General features: G+C 59.5%; 8 protein-coding genes. 3 read left to right on the forward strand and 5 right to left on the reverse strand.

All coding sequences use genetic code 11. The features are described 5' to 3' along the window. Positions 1 to 2: 2 nt before the first annotated feature. The 3 genes from E1J53_RS16090 to E1J53_RS16100 are packed head-to-tail and all read left to right on the forward strand — an operon-like array spanning position 3 to position 2,821. Entirely contained in the window at positions 3 to 1,100 is a 1,098-nt protein-coding gene (locus E1J53_RS16090; protein ID WP_134273393.1) for an NAD(P) transhydrogenase subunit alpha, read from the forward strand. Between the two features lie 12 nt (positions 1,101 to 1,112). Beyond that, complete coding sequence (locus tag E1J53_RS16095; RefSeq protein WP_134273394.1) at positions 1,113 to 1,430, forward strand: NAD(P) transhydrogenase subunit alpha; 318 nt, start codon at positions 1,113 to 1,115, stop codon at positions 1,428 to 1,430. Beyond that, positions 1,430 to 2,821 (forward strand): NAD(P)(+) transhydrogenase (Re/Si-specific) subunit beta, encoded by a 1,392-nt coding sequence (locus E1J53_RS16100; RefSeq protein ID WP_134273395.1) that lies wholly within the window; start codon positions 1,430 to 1,432, stop codon positions 2,819 to 2,821. Before E1J53_RS16095 ends, E1J53_RS16100 begins: the two co-directional genes overlap by 1 nt. 68 nt (positions 2,822 to 2,889) lie before the next feature. On the opposite strand, the gene E1J53_RS16105 is transcribed toward E1J53_RS16100, so the two are convergent. From E1J53_RS16105 to ruvA, 5 genes are all read right to left on the reverse strand, one after another. Further along, positions 2,890 to 3,537, reverse strand: coding sequence for a hypothetical protein (locus E1J53_RS16105; RefSeq protein ID WP_134273396.1), 648 nt, complete (start codon positions 3,535 to 3,537; stop codon positions 2,890 to 2,892). 120 nt (positions 3,538 to 3,657) lie between these two features. Continuing rightward, positions 3,658 to 6,297 (reverse strand): protein-disulfide reductase DsbD, encoded by a 2,640-nt coding sequence (locus E1J53_RS16110; RefSeq protein ID WP_134273397.1) that lies wholly within the window; start codon positions 6,295 to 6,297, stop codon positions 3,658 to 3,660. A gap of 129 nt (positions 6,298 to 6,426) precedes the next feature. After that, the gene (locus tag E1J53_RS16115) at positions 6,427 to 7,146 is read right to left on the reverse strand and encodes an SAM-dependent methyltransferase (RefSeq protein WP_134273398.1); all 720 of its coding nucleotides are present in this window, start codon (positions 7,144 to 7,146) and stop codon (positions 6,427 to 6,429) included. Between the two features lie 365 nt (positions 7,147 to 7,511). Next, entirely contained in the window at positions 7,512 to 15,038 is a 7,527-nt protein-coding gene (gene sprA / locus E1J53_RS16120; RefSeq protein WP_134273399.1) for a cell surface protein SprA, read from the reverse strand. Between the two features lie 130 nt (positions 15,039 to 15,168). After that, positions 15,169 to 15,762 (reverse strand): Holliday junction branch migration protein RuvA, encoded by a 594-nt coding sequence (gene ruvA, locus E1J53_RS16125; protein ID WP_134273400.1) that lies wholly within the window; start codon positions 15,760 to 15,762, stop codon positions 15,169 to 15,171. Between the last annotated feature and the right edge of the window lie 1,237 nt (positions 15,763 to 16,999).

Consider the following 16,999-nt stretch of genomic DNA (forward strand, 5'->3'; position numbering starts at 1 on the left):
CGATGAAGATTGGGGTACTTAAAGAGATCAGTGACCAAAGGATTGCCCTGACGCCGGCCGGGGTAAAAAAGCTGGCCGACCAGCAAGTTACCGTCCTCGTGGAAGCTGGTGCCGGCCAGGGCAGCAACGCCGATGACGACGCTTTTTCGGCGGCGGGAGCAAAGGTTACCGCTCGTAAAACGGTCCTGGCCGAAAGTGATCTTTTACTCAGCATTCACCCGCCGGAGCCGGCCGATCTCGATCAGGTCCGTAAGGGCAGCATTCTCGTAGCCCTCTTTGCTCCCTTCGAACGGGAGGGTGTAGGAGACGAGCTACACGCTCGCGGACTGCGGGCCTACAGCCTGGACATGATTCCCCGGAGTAGTCTGGCGCAGGCCATGGACGTATTGTCTTCGATGGCCTCCATTGCCGGCTACCGGGCCGTGCTCACGGCCGCCATGGCCCTCCCCCGCTACTTCCCGATGATGATTACCGCGGCCGGAACCGTAAAGCCGGCTAAGGTACTCGTGCTGGGAGCCGGGGTAGCCGGCCTGCAGGCCATCGCCACGGCTAAACGCCTGGGGGCTCAGGTGGAAGCCTCCGACGTGCGGCTGGCCGCCAAGGAAGAGGTCGAAAGCCTCGGGGCGCAGTTCATCCAGGTCGAAGGAGCTGCGGAAGACAAAGATGCCGGCGGCTACGCCGTCGCCCAGAGTGAAGAATTCCTGCAGCGGCAGCGGGAAGAAGTGGCCCGACGGGCCGCCAGAGCCGACGTCATCATTACCACCGCCCAGGTGCGGGGGCGGAAGGCGCCCGTGCTCGTCAGCAAAGACACCGTGGAGCAAATGCGTCCGGGTTCGGTGATCATCGACCTGGCCGCCGCCAGCGGCGGCAATTGTGCCCTGACGGAAGACGGTAAAGTGGTTGACCATGGGGGCGTGAAGATTTACGCCGCCAGTAGTTTACCGGCCACGCTGCCGGAAGACGCCAGCACCCTGTTCAGCAATAATGTGGTCAACTTCGTCCAGCTCATGCTCGAAGACGGTAAGCTCTCCGAAACCCTCGACCACGATATCCTGACCGCCTCCCTGATCACCCCCGCAACCTCCGTTGCCCCAAAATAATCCCCTACGCCCATGGATCAGCTCCTGAGTTTCATCAACGAGAATTTACTCCTCATTTACCTCCTGGTGTTCACCGTCATTCTCGGTTTTGAGGTCATTTCGAGTATTCCCACGGTACTGCACACTCCGCTCATGTCCGGAGCGAACGCCATCAGTGGCATCGTCATCATCGGGGCCATTATTCTTTTGAGGACTTCCTCGCCCACCGACTACTTCACCCTAAGCCTGGGCGCGTTAGGGATACTTCTGGCAATGGTTAACGTAGTGGGTGGTTTTGCGGTCACGAACCGCATGCTGGAAATGTTTAAGAAGAAGAAAAGCACGAAGTAATGTTAGCATCCGTACTGAACGTCACCTATCTCGTTGGGGCGGTAGCCCTCGTGCTGGGTCTCCGGGGCATGAGTAGCCCGGATACCGCCCGGCGGGGCAATCTCTGGGCCGCCGCCGGCATCGGCATCGCCATTGCCACCTCGCTCATCTATCCCTTCGAGGGGGCGGAGCACAACAACTACGGCTGGATTGCCGGAGCCCTCATCCTGGGGTCCATTTTCGGATGGCTGGCCGCCATGCGGGTAAAAATGACCGCCATGCCGCAGATGGTGTCCATCTTCAACGGTCTGGGGGGCGCCTGTGCCGTGTTGCTGGCCGTTATTGAGCTTCAGCAGGCAGGCGCCGCCACCGGGGCCGCGCAATTGTCCGTTCTCATGCTGACGCTGCTCATCGGTGGCGTGGCCTTTTCGGGCAGTATTCTGGCCTACCTCAAACTGGACGGAAAAGTTTGGGACAGTCAGGTGACGCTACCCTATCACGGAGCCGTCAACCTCGTTCTCCTCCTCGCAACGGTGGGCTTCGGGGTGTACCTGACCACTACGGGAAACATCCCGACCGGGCTGCTCATCGGGTTACTGGTGCTGACGCTGGTGTACGGGTTTTCCTTCGTCGCCCCCATCGGGGGCGCGGATATGCCCGTGGTCATCTCGCTGCTCAACTCCTTTACGGGGCTCTCGGCCGCTACGGCCGGCATCGTTTACGGTAATCAGATTATGCTCGTCGGGGGTATCCTGGTGGGCGCCAGCGGCACGATCCTGACGATCCTGATGTGCCGGGCGATGAACCGCTCCTTGCTCAACGTCATCATCGGCAATTTCGGTGGGGGTGGCGCCGCCAGTGGCGGCGCGGACGGCGACCAGGTGGTCAAGACCGTTAATCCTTCCGACCTGGCCATCCAGCTCTTCTACGCCAAGAGTGTAGTGATCATTCCGGGCTACGGCCTGGCCGTAGCCCAGGCGCAGAAGACCTGCAAGGAACTGGACGACCTGCTCTCCGCCAACGGTGTAGACGTAGTGTACGCCATCCACCCCGTTGCCGGGCGGATGCCCGGCCACATGAACGTCTTGCTGGCCGAAGCGGACGTTCCTTACCCAAAGCTACTCGACCTCGATGCCGCCAACGATACGCTGGCCGGCGCCGACGTAGTGCTCATCATCGGCGCCAACGACGTCGTTAACCCGGATGCGGAAAACGATCCCGCCAGCCCCCTCTACGGGATGCCCGTGCTGAAGGCCTGGACGGCAAAACAAACCGTCGTCCTGAAGCGAAGCATGAGCCCCGGCTACGCCGGCGTCCAGAATCCGCTTTTTTTCCTGGAGAACAACAAGATGCTCTTCGGCGACGCCAAGGCCAGCCTGCAGGAGCTCGTGGGAGAAGTGAAGAATTTGTAGGTTGGTCTACTGGAAGTTAGGGTATAACACTACTCCACTTCTAACAGACCAACAGTCTAAAGAACCAACTACCCCCCCTGTCCCGACATTCTGAGGGCTTCGGGTACGCTGATGCGTTCGCCGTTGTTTCTAGCGACGACAAAGGCGTCCTTCACGCCCATCTGCTTAAGGCGATCACGGAGTTTCGCGGCCGTAGCGTAGGTACGGAACTGGCTGACCACAAATTTTTGCAGGCCATTTTGCTCCTGAAGTTCCAGAGCTTCGCCGGTGGCCAGGCTGGGGTCAACGGTATTCTGGGCAAAAGCGCCCAATTGTACTTGGAAGATGACCCCGGGCACGACAGCATCGGTGACGACCTCGTCTCGCTTAGGAGCGGCAGCCAGGGCGGCCTGGGCCTGTTCCAGTTGGACACGCAGCTGTTGCGCTTCGGCCTGAGCGGAAGCAACCTGAGCCTGCGCGGCCGAAAGGTCCCGCTGGGCGGCACCGGCCTCCGACTGGTAGCGGGTAATCTGTTCGTTCAGGGTGGTTACCTGGGCCTGGGCATCTTCGCACTGTTCGACGAACTGCCGCAAAGCCTCCGGATTTTTCTTGTAGGCGGCCGCCCGGGCGGCCCAGTCTTCGCCACCCTCGGTAGCCCCAGCCGTAGTTTTCGGGCTACAGCTGAAAACGGTGGTCAACATCATCAGACAACAAACGGGAATAAGTAACTTTTGCATGGGTGGTGATTTTTGTTCTGGTGCACGAAAGTGCTTTCCCTGCAACAGGGACGACGGGAGGTAGGTTCCTCCCCTGACGGAAAGATGCGAAAGCAATGGGCCAAAAAACAAATAATGGACCTATTTACCCTGCCGTAATTCCTGGTAAGTACTTAAACCGCACTTGAGGAAGTTTTCGTATTCGGCTACGTCTGGCGTATACGCCACCGGAGGGTTCAGCGTCGTGCCTTCCGGGCTCACCAGCACGTAGTAGGGCTGGGAAGCCTTGCTGAACACACTCTGCTGCAGGTACTGCCACTTCTCCCCGACCTCGTCGATGGTCCGGGTCCGTCCGGTGCCGTCCATGCGGTCCACCTCCTGGTGCTCCGCTTCGGGGAGCGCCTTCCGGTCATCAACGTACAGGCTGATCAGCACGTAGTCGTCGCTCAGGATACGCTTGATCCGGTCTTCGCTCCAGACGTTTTCCTCCATTTTGCGGCAGTTCACGCAGGTGTAACCCGTGAAGTCGAGCATGACGGGCTTGTTCACCTCGCGGGCGTAGGCCAGCCCCTCGTCCAGGTCCTTAAAGCAGGTGATGTTCTGGGGGCAGTCACAGGCGTTGAAGTAGCTGTAGCAAACCGGCGGAGCGATTCCGCTGAGCAGGTTGAGCGTACGGTAGTTCCCCGTATCGGGATCATTGGTGAAGCCAAAGCCCAGGTAGGCGGTGAAGGCGATACCGGCCAGGGCAACGGCCAGCCCGATCGGGCCCGGCTTCCGGTTTTTGCTGTCGAGGGGGAAGCTGATGAAGCCGAACAGGTAGGCGGCAATCCCCAGGGAGCAGAGCATCCAGACGATCAGGAAGGGTTCGATCCGCAGAGCTTCCCAGTTGCCGACCAGGTCGGCGTTGCTGAGGAACTTGAAGGCCAGGGCCACTTCCACGAATCCCAGGACCACCTTCACGCTGTTCAGCCAGCCGCCGCTTTTGGGCATGCTCTTCAGTACGCCGGGGAAGGCCGCGAAGAGGGCGAAGGGAAGTCCCAGCGCTACCCCGAAACCGGCCATGCCGGCGGTGAGGGGCATCGCCCCGCCGCTAACGGCTTCCACCAGAAGGCTCCCCAGGATGGGACCGGTACAGCTGAAGCTCACCAGCGCCAGCGTGAGGGCCATAAAGAAGATTCCGGCGATGCCGCCGGTGCCTTCGGCCCGGCTGGCCCGGTTACTCCAGCTCTCCGGGAGCGTCAGTTCGTAAAAGCCAAAGAAGCTTCCGGCAAAAAAGAGGAAGACCGCAAAGAAAACCAGATTGAGCCAGACGTTGCTGGCCACCTGGTTGAGCAGGTTGGGGTCCAGCCCGTCCACCACGTGGAAGGGCAGGCTCAGCAATACGTAGATCAGGAAGATGAAAAAGCCGTAAAGGGCGGCCTTCTGGATGCCCTGGGCGCGGGTGCCGGAACTCTTCGTGAAGAAGCTGACCGTGAGGGGGATCATGGGAAAAATACAGGGCATGATCAGGGCAAAAAGTCCACCCAGTAACCCCAGGCCAAAGATAGCCCACAAACTCTGTCCCTCCGTTTGGGCCACCCCCTCGCTGCACTCGCCTACCGGCTCGGGGTCAAAGTTCACCCCGAAGGCGGAAGCACTCACGGGCGCGGTCACCAGATCGGTCGTCGATCCGGCATCCACCACCAACCCACCGTCGCCGGTCAGGCCGTCAATGCTCGCCACGGGCTCCGCCCCGGATAGGTCAAGGACGAACGGAATGTCCGTCGGCGGAAAGCAGAGCTCATCGTCGCAGGTCTGGTAGCTGATGTAGCCGGTAATCTTATCGGCACCGTCGACCCTGACGGTCTGAGCGTACAGTACCTTCCCCCCGTCAACTTTGGCAATCTCCGCGTCCCAGACGGGGTCATATTTTTTCTTGAGCGTCGCGCTTTCTTCCACGACCTCGCCGATGATTTCCAGCCCCTCAGCCGCCTCAATCACCATTTCCGTGGGGATCGGCCCGATCTCGGGATCGGTGGTCATGCTGTAAACCGTCCAGCCCGGCTCCATGGTACCCTCCAGCTCGATCCGGTACTCCTGGGGAGCCACGTTTACGGCGCGAAAAACCCAGGTCACGGGGTCTTCTTCGTGGGCCGGAAGCTCGCTGGCCCGGTAGGTTTGCACCGTAAAATCAGCGGGCGTTTCCGTGGCAGTCACGGCCGATTCCGGCTTGGCTTCCGGCTGCGCGGCCTGAACCTCCGCAGTAGTCGTTTCCGGCTCAGGAGGCGTTGCCTTTTCCGCCGGAGCGGGCGTCACCTCGGCAGCTTCGGCGCGGTCCGGCCCCGGAGCGGGGATGTTCCAACTGTAGGGCTCGTCGGTGGGGGGCAGACACTGCTCATCGTCGCAGCACATAAACTCCACCGAAACGGCAATCGGAGTACCGTAATCCTTGATCCGCACCCGCTGGGTGAAAACGACGGGCTCGTCACTGAGGAACTTAGCCACGTTGACGCCAAACATATCGTCCATGCCCTCCTTCTTGTGGCCTTCCTCGCTGGTTTTACCCACCAGTTCGTAGTGATCGCCTTCCTCCCAGAAAAAGGTCGTGGGCACGGGGCCTCCCTCGTCGGTAAACTGGCTGTAGATCGCCCAGCCATCCTCGGCCGTAGCCGTGGCAATCAAATCGTACTGATCTTCGGCTACACTGGTATAGCTAAAGTCCCAACTGATGGGGCTCGCAAACTGCGCCGACAACAACAGGGACGTGAAAGACAGTAGCAGAGAAAGAAGAAAACGTAACATGGGAATACGATTGCGTAAGCGAACGGCAAATTTAAGGAATCTAACGCCTTTAGACTCCAGATAGTTATGTCATCAGAACGTTGACTACTACAAATGTAGTATTATTTACGGAATTCTGCTCCCTCCGGCCTATTGCGCCAGCAACAAAAACATGGCCGGCCGCTTCTGGAGGGTGGCCCCGATGGCCTTTTCCCAGGCGTGAATCGGTGCGGTATGGATAAATTCCGTGGGCTGCGTCAGGTCGGTCGCCACCGAGAACAGGGTGTTGGGGGCGAGGCTTTCCAGGGCCACCTCCACGGTGGCCTGGTTGCGGTAGGGCGCCTCGATCCAGAGTTGGGTGGCCCGTCGGCGGCGGCTCTCGGCTTCCAGTCGTTTCAGGTCCTTGGCCAGTTGGGGGCGTTTCGGGCTCAGGTAGCCGTGGAAGGTGAAGGACTGTCCGTTCAGTCCGGAGGCCATGATGCTCAATAAAATGGCCGAGGGGCCCACCAGCGGCACCACCCGAATGCCCATGGCGTGGGCCTGGCGCACCAGTTGCGCACCGGGGTCGGCTACTCCCGGAGCACCGGCGTCACTGAGCAGGCCCACGTCTTCTCCCCCCAGGGCGGGAGCCAGCATGGCCGGCAGGTCCTCCGGACGCGTGCGCTTATTGAGGTCGTAGTACGTACACGCCTGTAGGGGCACGCCCAGGGTCTTCAGGAAACGCCGGGCGACCTTCCCCGTCTCCACCACGAAGTGCCGCAGCGGAAGAATCTGCTCCACGGTCGCCGTCGTCAGTGGCGTGGGGCCCTCCTCGCCGAGGGGGGAAGGAATCAGGTAAAGCACGCCGCGGGATGATTGGTCATTTGCCATGCCGCAAAGGTAGGTAGCGACACAAGATCTTGTGTCGCTACTTCTGGCGACGGGCGCTGGCGCGCAGGTGCCACGCGATTGGTTTAGGCCGTGTTCAAAATTTTGTGCCGCGCCCCATACCGGCGATGCCATACTGCAGGCCAACGCGATTCCTGAGGAATCGCGGCTCGTATTGGGGATGCACCGTAGCGGCACAATATTTTGTGCCGCTACTACGGGGACGTACCCTAACGTCCGATGATTTATGCCGCTACCCCGGCCATACCCACGTCCCCGGCACCTGCCCTCCGGGCAAAAAAATCGGACCATCGCCGCAGCCATGGTCCGATTTCGGGAGTTGGGGTACAAAATTTTGTGCCCCCTATTTAATTCAACTGGAAGCGCACCACGACCCCGCCACTCGCCGCCGTCTGCGGGAAGCCGAGGGGGTTGAAGGGGGTGGTTTTCCGGTAGTCGAAGAAGGCCCGTAAACTCAGTAGGTCGTTGACCTGGTACTCCACCGAGGGCGCAATGGTGAAGATGCGGCTACCCTCCACGATTTCCCGGATTCGGGGATTAAGTCTACTGGCGTAGGTCTTCGAGTCCCGCAGGCTGAAGTTGAACTGAATGTCCATATCACTCACGCTCAGGCGGCCACCCGAACGGCTGTTGCCTCCCCGGCGGTTGTTGCTGGGCGCTTCGGCGTCCTGGTTCCGGTCCCGCGAGCGCCGGCCCCGGCGTCCCTGCAGGAAGCCAATCTGGACGTCCTCCAGGATCAGCCCGAAACCACCCACGACCTCCGTCGCAACGTTCTCGTTCAGCAGCTTGCTGATGATGTTAATGTTCCGGTTGTCGGTACTCTGGTAAGCGAAGTTGAAGGACAATCCGTTGACCATCTCCGCCTCAATCGAGAAGAGGGGCGCAAAGGATTTCGTTTCCGAAATGTTCGGAATCTCGATCCGCGGGAAGTAGTTGAGGCTTACCGTATCGTAGCCCGTCAGCTGTGGCGTAGTCGCCTGCTCCAGGGCATCCAGGTAATCGAGACTCGTGCCGTAACTGCTGATTGAGAAGGTCGACTGGAAGCCGTGAGAGATGTTCACCCGACGGAAGATTTCACTCAAGCCCCCGACCTTGCTTAGCCCATTGTAGGTCAGTCGCCAGTTGGGGCTGGCCGGCAGGTCAAAGGGATCCAGGCTCACGCTGTTGGGGTCTTCGTCGCGGTAGGCGGCCAGGAAGGCCGGCAGGAGTACGTCCTGCTGGTTCGGTCCGTACCCGAACGAATACCCCTGGGCCGCCAGCGCCGGGTCTTCGTGCAGGGTACCATCGCCCAGGCGGCGGCTGATGATGCGCCGGTTCCCCTCGAAGGTTTCAAACAGTTCGTTGAGGTTGGTCGTATCCTGGTTGAAGAGCGTTCGGGCACCCCCGTTGGAGAAGGTCAGTGAGCCCTCGCGTACGGGAACGGCGTGGATGAACGGGTTATCTCCCGATCCCTTGTCCTGGACCTTGAAGCTCTCCGTATAATTTTCCGTGAAGCTGCGGTCGATGGTAAGCTCCAGTCGGAAATCCCGGAAGGGTTCGATGGTGGCCTGCCCGTCCCATTGGCGGGTATAGTTTTGAATGACGTCCTGACTGAGGAAGACACTCCGCGACAGATAGCCATCCTCCCCGAGTTGGTGCAGGAAGTCGTCTTCGGTGCCGTAGCGGCTGGGGTCCAGCGTCCGAATCTCCGGCTGAAGTCCCGCCACGAATCCCCATCCGGGCGCTCCGAATCCGGGACTCTGTCCCAGAAATTCCGGCTCCGGCAGGAAGCCGGGAATAACGGTCTCGAAGTCCTCGCTGTAATTCACCCGCACGCGCCGCAGCGCCATGAGCGGCCGCACGATTGCCCGGACGGCTGGGCTAGGACCGGCGTTTCGCTTCCGTTGTCGGCCCTCTTCCCCGTCCTTGTTTTCTTCCCTTTCCCGGGGAGTTGCCCGGGTCCGGCTGCTTCGTTGCGGACGATTGATGTCCCGCAGGAAGCCGATCTGGTCGTAGAGTTTCACGAAGTCCAGGTCCGCCGTCAGCTGGCGGCTCTGACTGTTCTGGATGCGGTTACCCAGTCCCAGATCCTGTACGCTCAGCGGCGCCGCGTTCCAGGCGTAGTTACCCAGGTAATTGGCCTGGACGTTGACAAAGTCCAGGAAGGGCAGGAAGCGCAGCGGCAGGGTGTAGCTGGCGTTGATGCTGTGACGGTACAGCTTGGGGCGACCGCCGTTCAGCAGGTTGCTCCAGATACTGTCCCGGCGCACCTCGTCCCGCTCGGCGGCGGTAGCGAATCGCTCCTGAAGCCTGGTTTCGTCCGGCTCGTCGATGGCCGCGTTCATGTTGGCGTTGAAGCCCAGCTTCAGGCTGCGGGTCAGGTCCCAGCGCAGGTCGTAGGTCCGATCCCAGGTGAAGCGCTTGTTGAAGAAGGTATTGAAGCGCGGGTCCACATCGGCGAAGCGGTAACTCGTCGTGGCGAAGCTTCGGTTCCAGACGTTGGCGAAGGTGAAGCTGTTCGGCAACGGATTGAAGTTGATCTCACTGATCAGCTTCAGGTACTTGCTCTTGATGCCCTTGAAGGGTTCAATGGACCCGCCCCGCCCCCGGCTGAAGGTGTAGTCAAAGGCACCGGTATGATCCTGGATTACCTCACTGGAAATGAAGGGATCCGATCGTTCAGTTTTGGTGTAGCCGTAACTGACGCTGAAGTTCTCAATGGACAGCGGGTTCGGCTTACCACTGGCGTTCTGTCGGGTGATCCCGACGTCGTTCAGGTTGATGGCGGAAATCTTGTTGATTTCCTGGGCCTGTTCCCGGAGCGAGTCGCGGATCGGTGCCTCGGCGGCGTCGATCTTTTCCTTCAACTTGATGTCGAAGTCGTAGGGGTCGTACTCGGGAGTAGAAACGGACTTACTGTGCTGGAGGTACAGTGGTAGGCGTAGGCCCCACCGCTGGGGGAAGAAGCGGTCCAGGGAAACGGTGGCGGCCAGGTCATAGCCCGCCGTTTGTTCCCGGTTACGTTCCGTCACACTGTTGTCCAGGGCACCAAAGCCGATGCTGCTGTAGTTGGCCGCGGCGGTGATGCTACCCAGGTCGGCCAGCTGCACGTCGGCACGAACGAGGCCGGCAACGCCCCCGCGCTCGTCCAGTCCTTCGAGGCGCAATTCGTTCGCCCAGATTTCGGCGCTGATGCCGCCGGTATTCAAATCGTCGCGGGCCTTCACCCCGATCATGAATACCTTGACGAAACCCAGGTTGGGATTACCCTTCACCCGGATGGTGTGTTCGATATCCCGGATCGGGCCCTCATCGTATTCATCCGGATCGGTAAAGGGCCGGAAGGTTTCTTCGTACTCCTGGGTAAGGGGTACGCCGCTGTTGTTCCGGTTGACCTTCAGGTCACGTAGCAGGGCCAACGGCAGGTTAACCTCGTTGCTGGGCACCCACACAATGTCTGAGTAGGCCTGACTGTTTAAGAAGTTCCGGCTAGAATCAAGGGCCATCATTATTCCGGACGTATCGGACATCGTCAGCGGCACCTCGTATTCGTAATAGTTCTGCTCGAAGTCCGTACCCATCCGTACGAAGAGCTGTAGTTCTCCGTCTTCGGGACGGTCAAAGCGGCTATCGTTCAGGGCTTCCGCATGGACGAACATCCGCAGTTTATCGTACAGCCGCAGGTCGGTATCCGTGTACTTGAACACCGCCCGACGGCCACTGGGCTGGAGGTTTTCCACCCGCAGGGCCAGTGACTGCTCGTTCTGGAGGGTGTTCACTACCCCGAGGCTCTGCTCCCGGCGGATGCCGTTGGGCAGCACGTAGTTGAAGGGTTCCCGGCTACTGTTCTCCTCGATGTTTACGGCATCGATGTTGAACTCGGTGTTCTCTTCTCCGCCGATTACGGGGCCCGCCTGGAAGGGACGGTTGTACCGCCGCCAGCTGTTACGCACCAGTTCGAATTCCGCAAAACGAAGCACCACCGGGGCCTCAAAGTCCGTCAGGTACATCCGCATGAAGCGGATGGAGCGGAAATCCTGAATTCCCCCGATGGCCCGGCGCTGCTCGGAGTTCAGCGGCACCCGGAAACGGTACCAGACCCGACCACTGTTGGTGGCCTCCAGGCGGTCCGTCACGAAGGGCGTTTGCTCCATGTCGAGTTCCCGGGGGTTGGTGCGACTCTGCACGAAGGGAATCTCGTACTCGAAGTAGCTCTCCGCTTCGTTCAGGGTATTGTCCTGGTTGATGTCTTCCGCGTCAGGCAGGTTCGTGGTACTCTGGCGCAGGTTGTTCGCCGTGTTGTTGTTGGCCGCACTGTTGCCTTCCACCCCGTTCCACGCTTTGAAACGTTCCAACAAGGGAGCCCCCTCCGGATAACGGTCGTTATCAAAGAAGAAGAAGTTGTCGTTGGCGGGGTCCCGGGCGACGATGTCGGCAACATTCTGGTTGGTATTCCCCAGGGTTTGCAGATAGTCGGAGAATTTTTGCCGTTCCCGGTCATCATCGGAGCCGTCCAGCCCGACGTCCTGGGCCCGGCGCGAGTCCAGGTCGTTGTCGAAGCCCTGCGTAATCTGCTGGGCTACCGGAACGCGGGACCAGACCGTTTCGTCCGTCGGGCGGTTGGGGTTGGCGGGGCCGGGAAGTCCGTTTTCGAAGAACTTCCGGCTGTCCTTGAGGATGTCTTCACTGATGTTACCCAGGTTGAGGTAGAGGGTACCCTGCTTGCGGTCGGCATCGTCGGCCGCCTGCTGGGGGTTGGTGGGGTTCAGGAAGGGAGACAGCATCCAGAATTCCACGAACTCGATGTTGGAGGACTGGAAATCCGGGGTGGTCATCTCCCGCATGATGCCCGCCCAACGGGTCTCGGGGTCGTTCAGCTTTACCGGAGCGATGGGATCGTTGAACAGGTTCACCCCCGCCGTGAAGCCGGGAATACCGGAGGGCGTATCGAAGTTGTAGGGCCCCCGCTCGTCGGGGTAGTAGGCCATGTCAAAGGTGAAGAAGGGGAAGCGTTGCCGCTGACTGATGGGGATATCCACGTTGGGGAATACCTCCTGCTGGGGCACCGGACTGGTGTACACGTTCTCGTTGTCCTGGGCTTCCCGGGCGTTGGGCTCGGCGCGGAACCAGTTCAGCAGGGCCCGGTTGGCCCCCGTCACCAGCCCCTGTTCCCGGGCTTCCGGGAATTTGGGATTGTTGTTGGCCGCATCGTTCTGCGGAACCGAAGAGAGGAACCACCGCTGCACGGGAACCATCAGGTCAATGGGCGCCGAAGTGCCCTCGAAGTCATCCAAATACACGATGCCGTCCTTATCCTGCCGACTCTGATTAATGGCCCGGCTGTGGCCGGGGCGGAGCCAGGCCGTTTCCGCCGTGACGCTGACGCTGGACGGTGCACTGGTGCTGTAGAAGGGCAGCTTGTCCACCATGCGGGTCAGCCAGCCACTCTCCTTTTGGAAGGTGGCGTCCAGTCCGTAAATCTTGTTGTTGATGGGGTCTTCCCCCAGGTTCACCTTCTGGGTGAAGGGCCGCTCAAAGAGCTGCATAAAGGTACCCCCGACGCTGAGGTTGTCGTTAACCTCGTAGTCCGCCCGCAGCCCCAGCATCGTCTTCTGCTGGAGGCTGAAAATGGTGTTGTCTTCGAAGCTCACGTTGATGGGCACCCCGGAGCTGAGGATGGCGTCGTTGAGGATGCGCACCCGTCCGGTGCTGTAGTCCACGGAGTAGTCGCGGCCTTCCTCCAGCAGGGCGCCCCCCGCCGTAACGCGGACCGATCCGGGCGGAATGTTGAAGGCCCCCAGACTGATCTCCGACTGTACCGAAGACTTGTAGGATCCCCGGATGGCAAAACGGTTCTTTTCCGGGAACTCCCGGGCCTGAAAGATCGTCGAGTCGTACAGTTCCTGGTAAACGAACTGCGCCTGGTCTTCCTCGTTCAGCAGCTCGGCCAGGTCACTACCGAAGGGTTCCAGTACGGGAAAGTAGATACGTCCCGTGGTGGGGTTGATGGTGATGCCCGGCACGAAGTCGAATACCCCGTCGGGCTGGGGGTCGTTCTGGACGTTGAGTCGGTCCAGGTTGAAGGCCCGGATCAGCGGGAGGCCCGGGACCGGAGTAACATTGGGGCGAGGCCGCAGCGGCACGGGCAGGAAGCGCTTAAAGCCACCCCCCGGATCGTCGTACTGAATGTCCAGCCGGAAATCCTCCTGGTTTACCTGATAGGCCCCGAGGGAGTAGACGTTTTTCATCATCAGGTCCCAGCTCGGCTCACTCACCCGCTGGGTGGAGGACTTCAGCATCTTGGTGATGAGGACCTGGTTGGCGAACTCACTGGTGTCGGTGCTGGAGTTGTCCTGGTTTACGGAAAGTTCCCCGACCTTGAAGATCTCACCGTTGTATTTGTAGCGGTAGGAAACGGCGACCACCTGGTCCGGCTGCACGTTGATGTTCAGCGAGATGAAACCCAACTCGGGGTTCACGGTATATTCCCGGGGATTCAGCTTACGGGCCTGTACTTTTTCGAAGTCGCGAATCTGTTCCAACCCGAAGCGTGCGGACTGCAGGACGTTTACCGAGCGGTCGATGTCCCGGACGTTGTCGCCGGCGGCTACCAGTTTAGCGTAGAGGTCGTTGGCGCCGTTGTCCGGCAGGGGCAATCCGTCACAGAGCTCCTGGTAGCGGGGCGTAGGGAACTGCTGTACGGCCCGCGGGTTGGTCAATCGGGTGGGCTCGCCGAGGTCGGCGAAGGCCAGGATGTCCCGCACGTCAAAAACTTCGTTGCGGTCGTTGGTGATCCAGACCTCGATGTTCTCGGCGTGGAAGAGGGTGTTGATCTGGGGCAGGTTAGACAGGGCCTCTTCGTAGACCTCGCGGTTGTAGTGGCTGAGGAAGAAGTGCCGGTTCTCGTCGTAGCTGTCGGCGTACACCTCAAACTCCGCCAGCTGGCTGCCGCCCTCGATGGTCAGCTTTTCCCGCTGACTCCGCTGCTGGGAGGCGATGGCCGTCAGGCGTAGGTGGCCGAACTGGAGTTCGGTTTTCAGTCCGAAGAGGGATTGCGCCCCTTCGATCAGGGAGCCGCGCAGGGGGAGGCTTACGTCACCCGCCTCGATTTTTTTGAGGATATCGTCTTCACCGAAGGCTTCGCTGTTGTAGTCCAGTTTGATCTGGTTGTCGAAGTTGAAGGTGGCGCCGGTGTTGTAGTTGGTGTTCAGTTTCAGTTTATCGCCGATCTGACCGGTGACGTTCATCTGAATGTCCATGTCAAAGTCGAAGATGGTATTCCGGCGGAAGCGTTCGACGATGAAGGGGTTATCCTGGAACTGGTAGTTGAGGCCGAAGCTGAGGTCCACGGAGCCCTGGGGCTGGATGTCGATTTCGGTGCCGCCGAAGAGGTTGTCGATCAGCTCGGGGTCCAGTTCGATGTCGGCCAGGGGGTCGCCGACGGAAATGGCGTCTTCGGGGTTACCGACGCCGGCCAACTGATCGAAGTAGCGTTTTTTGTCTTGCTCTTCCCGGTACTTGAAGTACTCCTCGAAGGTCAGGTAGGTGGGGGGGCGGTAGTCGATGTTACCGATCCGTTCCCGCACGATGTAGCGGCCCGTTTCCGGGTCGTACTCCACGGTTTGTTCGATGGCCGCGGGGTCTCGGAGGTCAATGGGGTTATTGTTGGGGTCGGTGATGAAGTCGCGCCGGCGATCGCGGATGGGTGGCAGCGTATCGGTCACGGCTGCCGTGGGGAACACGGCACCTGCGCCCTCGCCCACTACGGCATTCAGCCTCAGCAAATCTTCATATTCCTTCTGGCTGGCCTGGGCGTCCTCGACGCTACGGTAAGGTACGTAGGTGAAACTGAGAGAGGCCAGGGCAAAACCGAGTAAAAGTAGCAGTCTATTCATATCCAATCAATCCTTCGAAACGGCCCGGGGGGAAAGGGCGGGCGCCCTACAAAACGGTGGCAAGGTTGCTGACGCGTTGCGGCGGGTAGATTTTAAGAGTATTTGTCGGTGGGATTCTTTTTCGCGGTCGTCAGGAAGACAACTCTCGCAGGGCGAGTTTGATGATGGCTTCCGAACTGTCCAAATTGCTTTGGGCGGCAAAAACCCGATTGAGTGCGCGTTGCACGGCGGGCCGGGCAAAACCCAGGTTCACCAGTGCTGATAACGCTTCGGCGCGAAGCGTATTGCTCTCGGGCGCAAGCATTGTTGGGGAAGCGAAACTTTCCTTGAGCATCTTGTCCTTCAGATCCAGAATAATGCGCTGGGCCGTTTTGGGGCCGATGCCCTTGACGCGGCGAATGGCGGCCACGTCTTCCCCGATCACCGCCGCCCGGAATTCTTCGGGGTTCATGCTGGACAGCACCACCAGGGCCGTACTGGGGCCAACGCCATTGACCCCGATCAGCAGCCGGAAGAACGTCCGTTCGGTCTCGTCAAAAAAACCGTACAGGGTCTGCTGATCCTCCTTCACGTGAAAGTGGGTGAGCAGCTTGGCGGATTCGGCCTTCTCAATCTTGGTGTAGGTGTACAGGCTCACGTTGATGTGATAGCCAATACCTCCGGTCTCGATGACGACAAAACTAGGGTTCTTGTGCGCCAGCGAGCCCTTAACGTAAGTGATCATGGGAAGCTTGCTTATTTGCGGGCGCAAAGGTACGATAAAAGACTGGTGCTTAGGGGGTAGGATTAAGGATGAAGGATTTGGGGCTCCGGATTCCGAAGGAGAAGGCGGAGGTTTAGGCTAAGGAGAAGGAGAATAAGGGGGGAGGGCGTGAAGAAGGAAAATGGAGGCCAGTCGCGAATTACTGGAGCCGGTTTGCTCCGTAAGCCGGTCTTCCCGGATTCCGGAAGAGAAGGCGGAGGCTTAGGCGGAGGAACAAGAGAAGAACCACGGTTTCAATGATCGTCGTTCGTGAGGCCATTTTCGTTTGGGCGCCAGCGCGTGAAGCGAAGCGGAATACTCGGCTCAGCCGGTGCAGGCGCAGCGAAGCGGAATCCTCGTGCTTAGCCGGGATGCCACGTCATCAGACAGGGCCAGGTTTCAACGACGGAGGGTACCCGGACAAAAAAAGGCCGCACGGAAGTACGACCTGAGCAAAAGGGCTACAAAAAAGGATACACCGATATAATTACGCTTAGCAATAAAGAAGCAAAATCCGGTGCGGCTTCCGTGCTGGAATACCGCCCGGATCAATTCCATACTTGCTGGCGCAAAGGTGATGTGCAGATATTATTCAATCGTTAATTGCAGGTTATGCTTGTGGGGGGGGAGGCTAAGGAAAATGAAAAGGAAGTCGAAGAGAAGGAAGAATGAAGACGGAGGATCGTTGTGTGTCGTCCGCCCAGGCGCGAGGCACGAGCTGACTGGTCGGCCGACCTTGGGACTTTACCGATCCTTTAGCTACGGATTCATTCGACGAAAGGCTCATACCTCAGCAATTGCTACGGCAGAGGAGAAGGAAGAATGATTGCTGGAGAGCACGGCTGGCACCTTGAAGCGTGCCGGTCTGCCGCAGGCGAACGGTTCCTTTAAGTGTGCCCTCGGGATGAGTAAGAAAAAGGAAACTAAGGCTAAGGAGAGGGAAGATCATTGTCCGGTCGTCCGCCCAGGCGCGAGGCACGAGCTGACTGGTCGGCCGACCTTGGGGAGAAAAACTAAACCGATCCCATAGCGCCAGATTCATCCGGCCAAAGGCTAACGCCCCAGTACGCGACACCTACAAGCAGCTCGTTGCACTCGACGGCTCATATGTTAGCATCAGGATTGGTAAAGGTGGTTTAGCTGACCATTATTTACGATCTTACTTCTAGCCAGATGCAGTTCACGCGACGGAATTACGGTGAGTGTCCTCACCCGTATC

This window comes from Lewinella sp. W8 (genome assembly GCF_004375085.3).
GTDB lineage: Bacteria > Bacteroidota > Bacteroidia > Chitinophagales > Saprospiraceae > Neolewinella.

Bases quoted from the DNA above. Each gene is read 5' to 3' on its own strand.
- E1J53_RS16090 (WP_134273393.1), top strand. From the start codon at position 3: ATGAAGATTGGGGTACTTAAAGAGATCAGTGACCAAAGGATTGCCCTG.
- E1J53_RS16095 (WP_134273394.1), top strand. From the start codon at position 1,113: ATGGATCAGCTCCTGAGTTTCATCAACGAGAATTTACTCCTCATTTAC.
- E1J53_RS16100 (WP_134273395.1), top strand. From the start codon at position 1,430: ATGTTAGCATCCGTACTGAACGTCACCTATCTCGTTGGGGCGGTAGCC.
- E1J53_RS16105 (WP_134273396.1), bottom strand. From the start codon at position 3,537: ATGCAAAAGTTACTTATTCCCGTTTGTTGTCTGATGATGTTGACCACC.
- E1J53_RS16110 (WP_134273397.1), bottom strand. From the start codon at position 6,297: ATGTTACGTTTTCTTCTTTCTCTGCTACTGTCTTTCACGTCCCTGTTG.
- E1J53_RS16115 (WP_134273398.1), bottom strand. From the start codon at position 7,146: ATGGCAAATGACCAATCATCCCGCGGCGTGCTTTACCTGATTCCTTCC.
- sprA (WP_134273399.1), bottom strand. From the start codon at position 15,038: ATGAATAGACTGCTACTTTTACTCGGTTTTGCCCTGGCCTCTCTCAGT.
- ruvA (WP_134273400.1), bottom strand. From the start codon at position 15,762: ATGATCACTTACGTTAAGGGCTCGCTGGCGCACAAGAACCCTAGTTTT.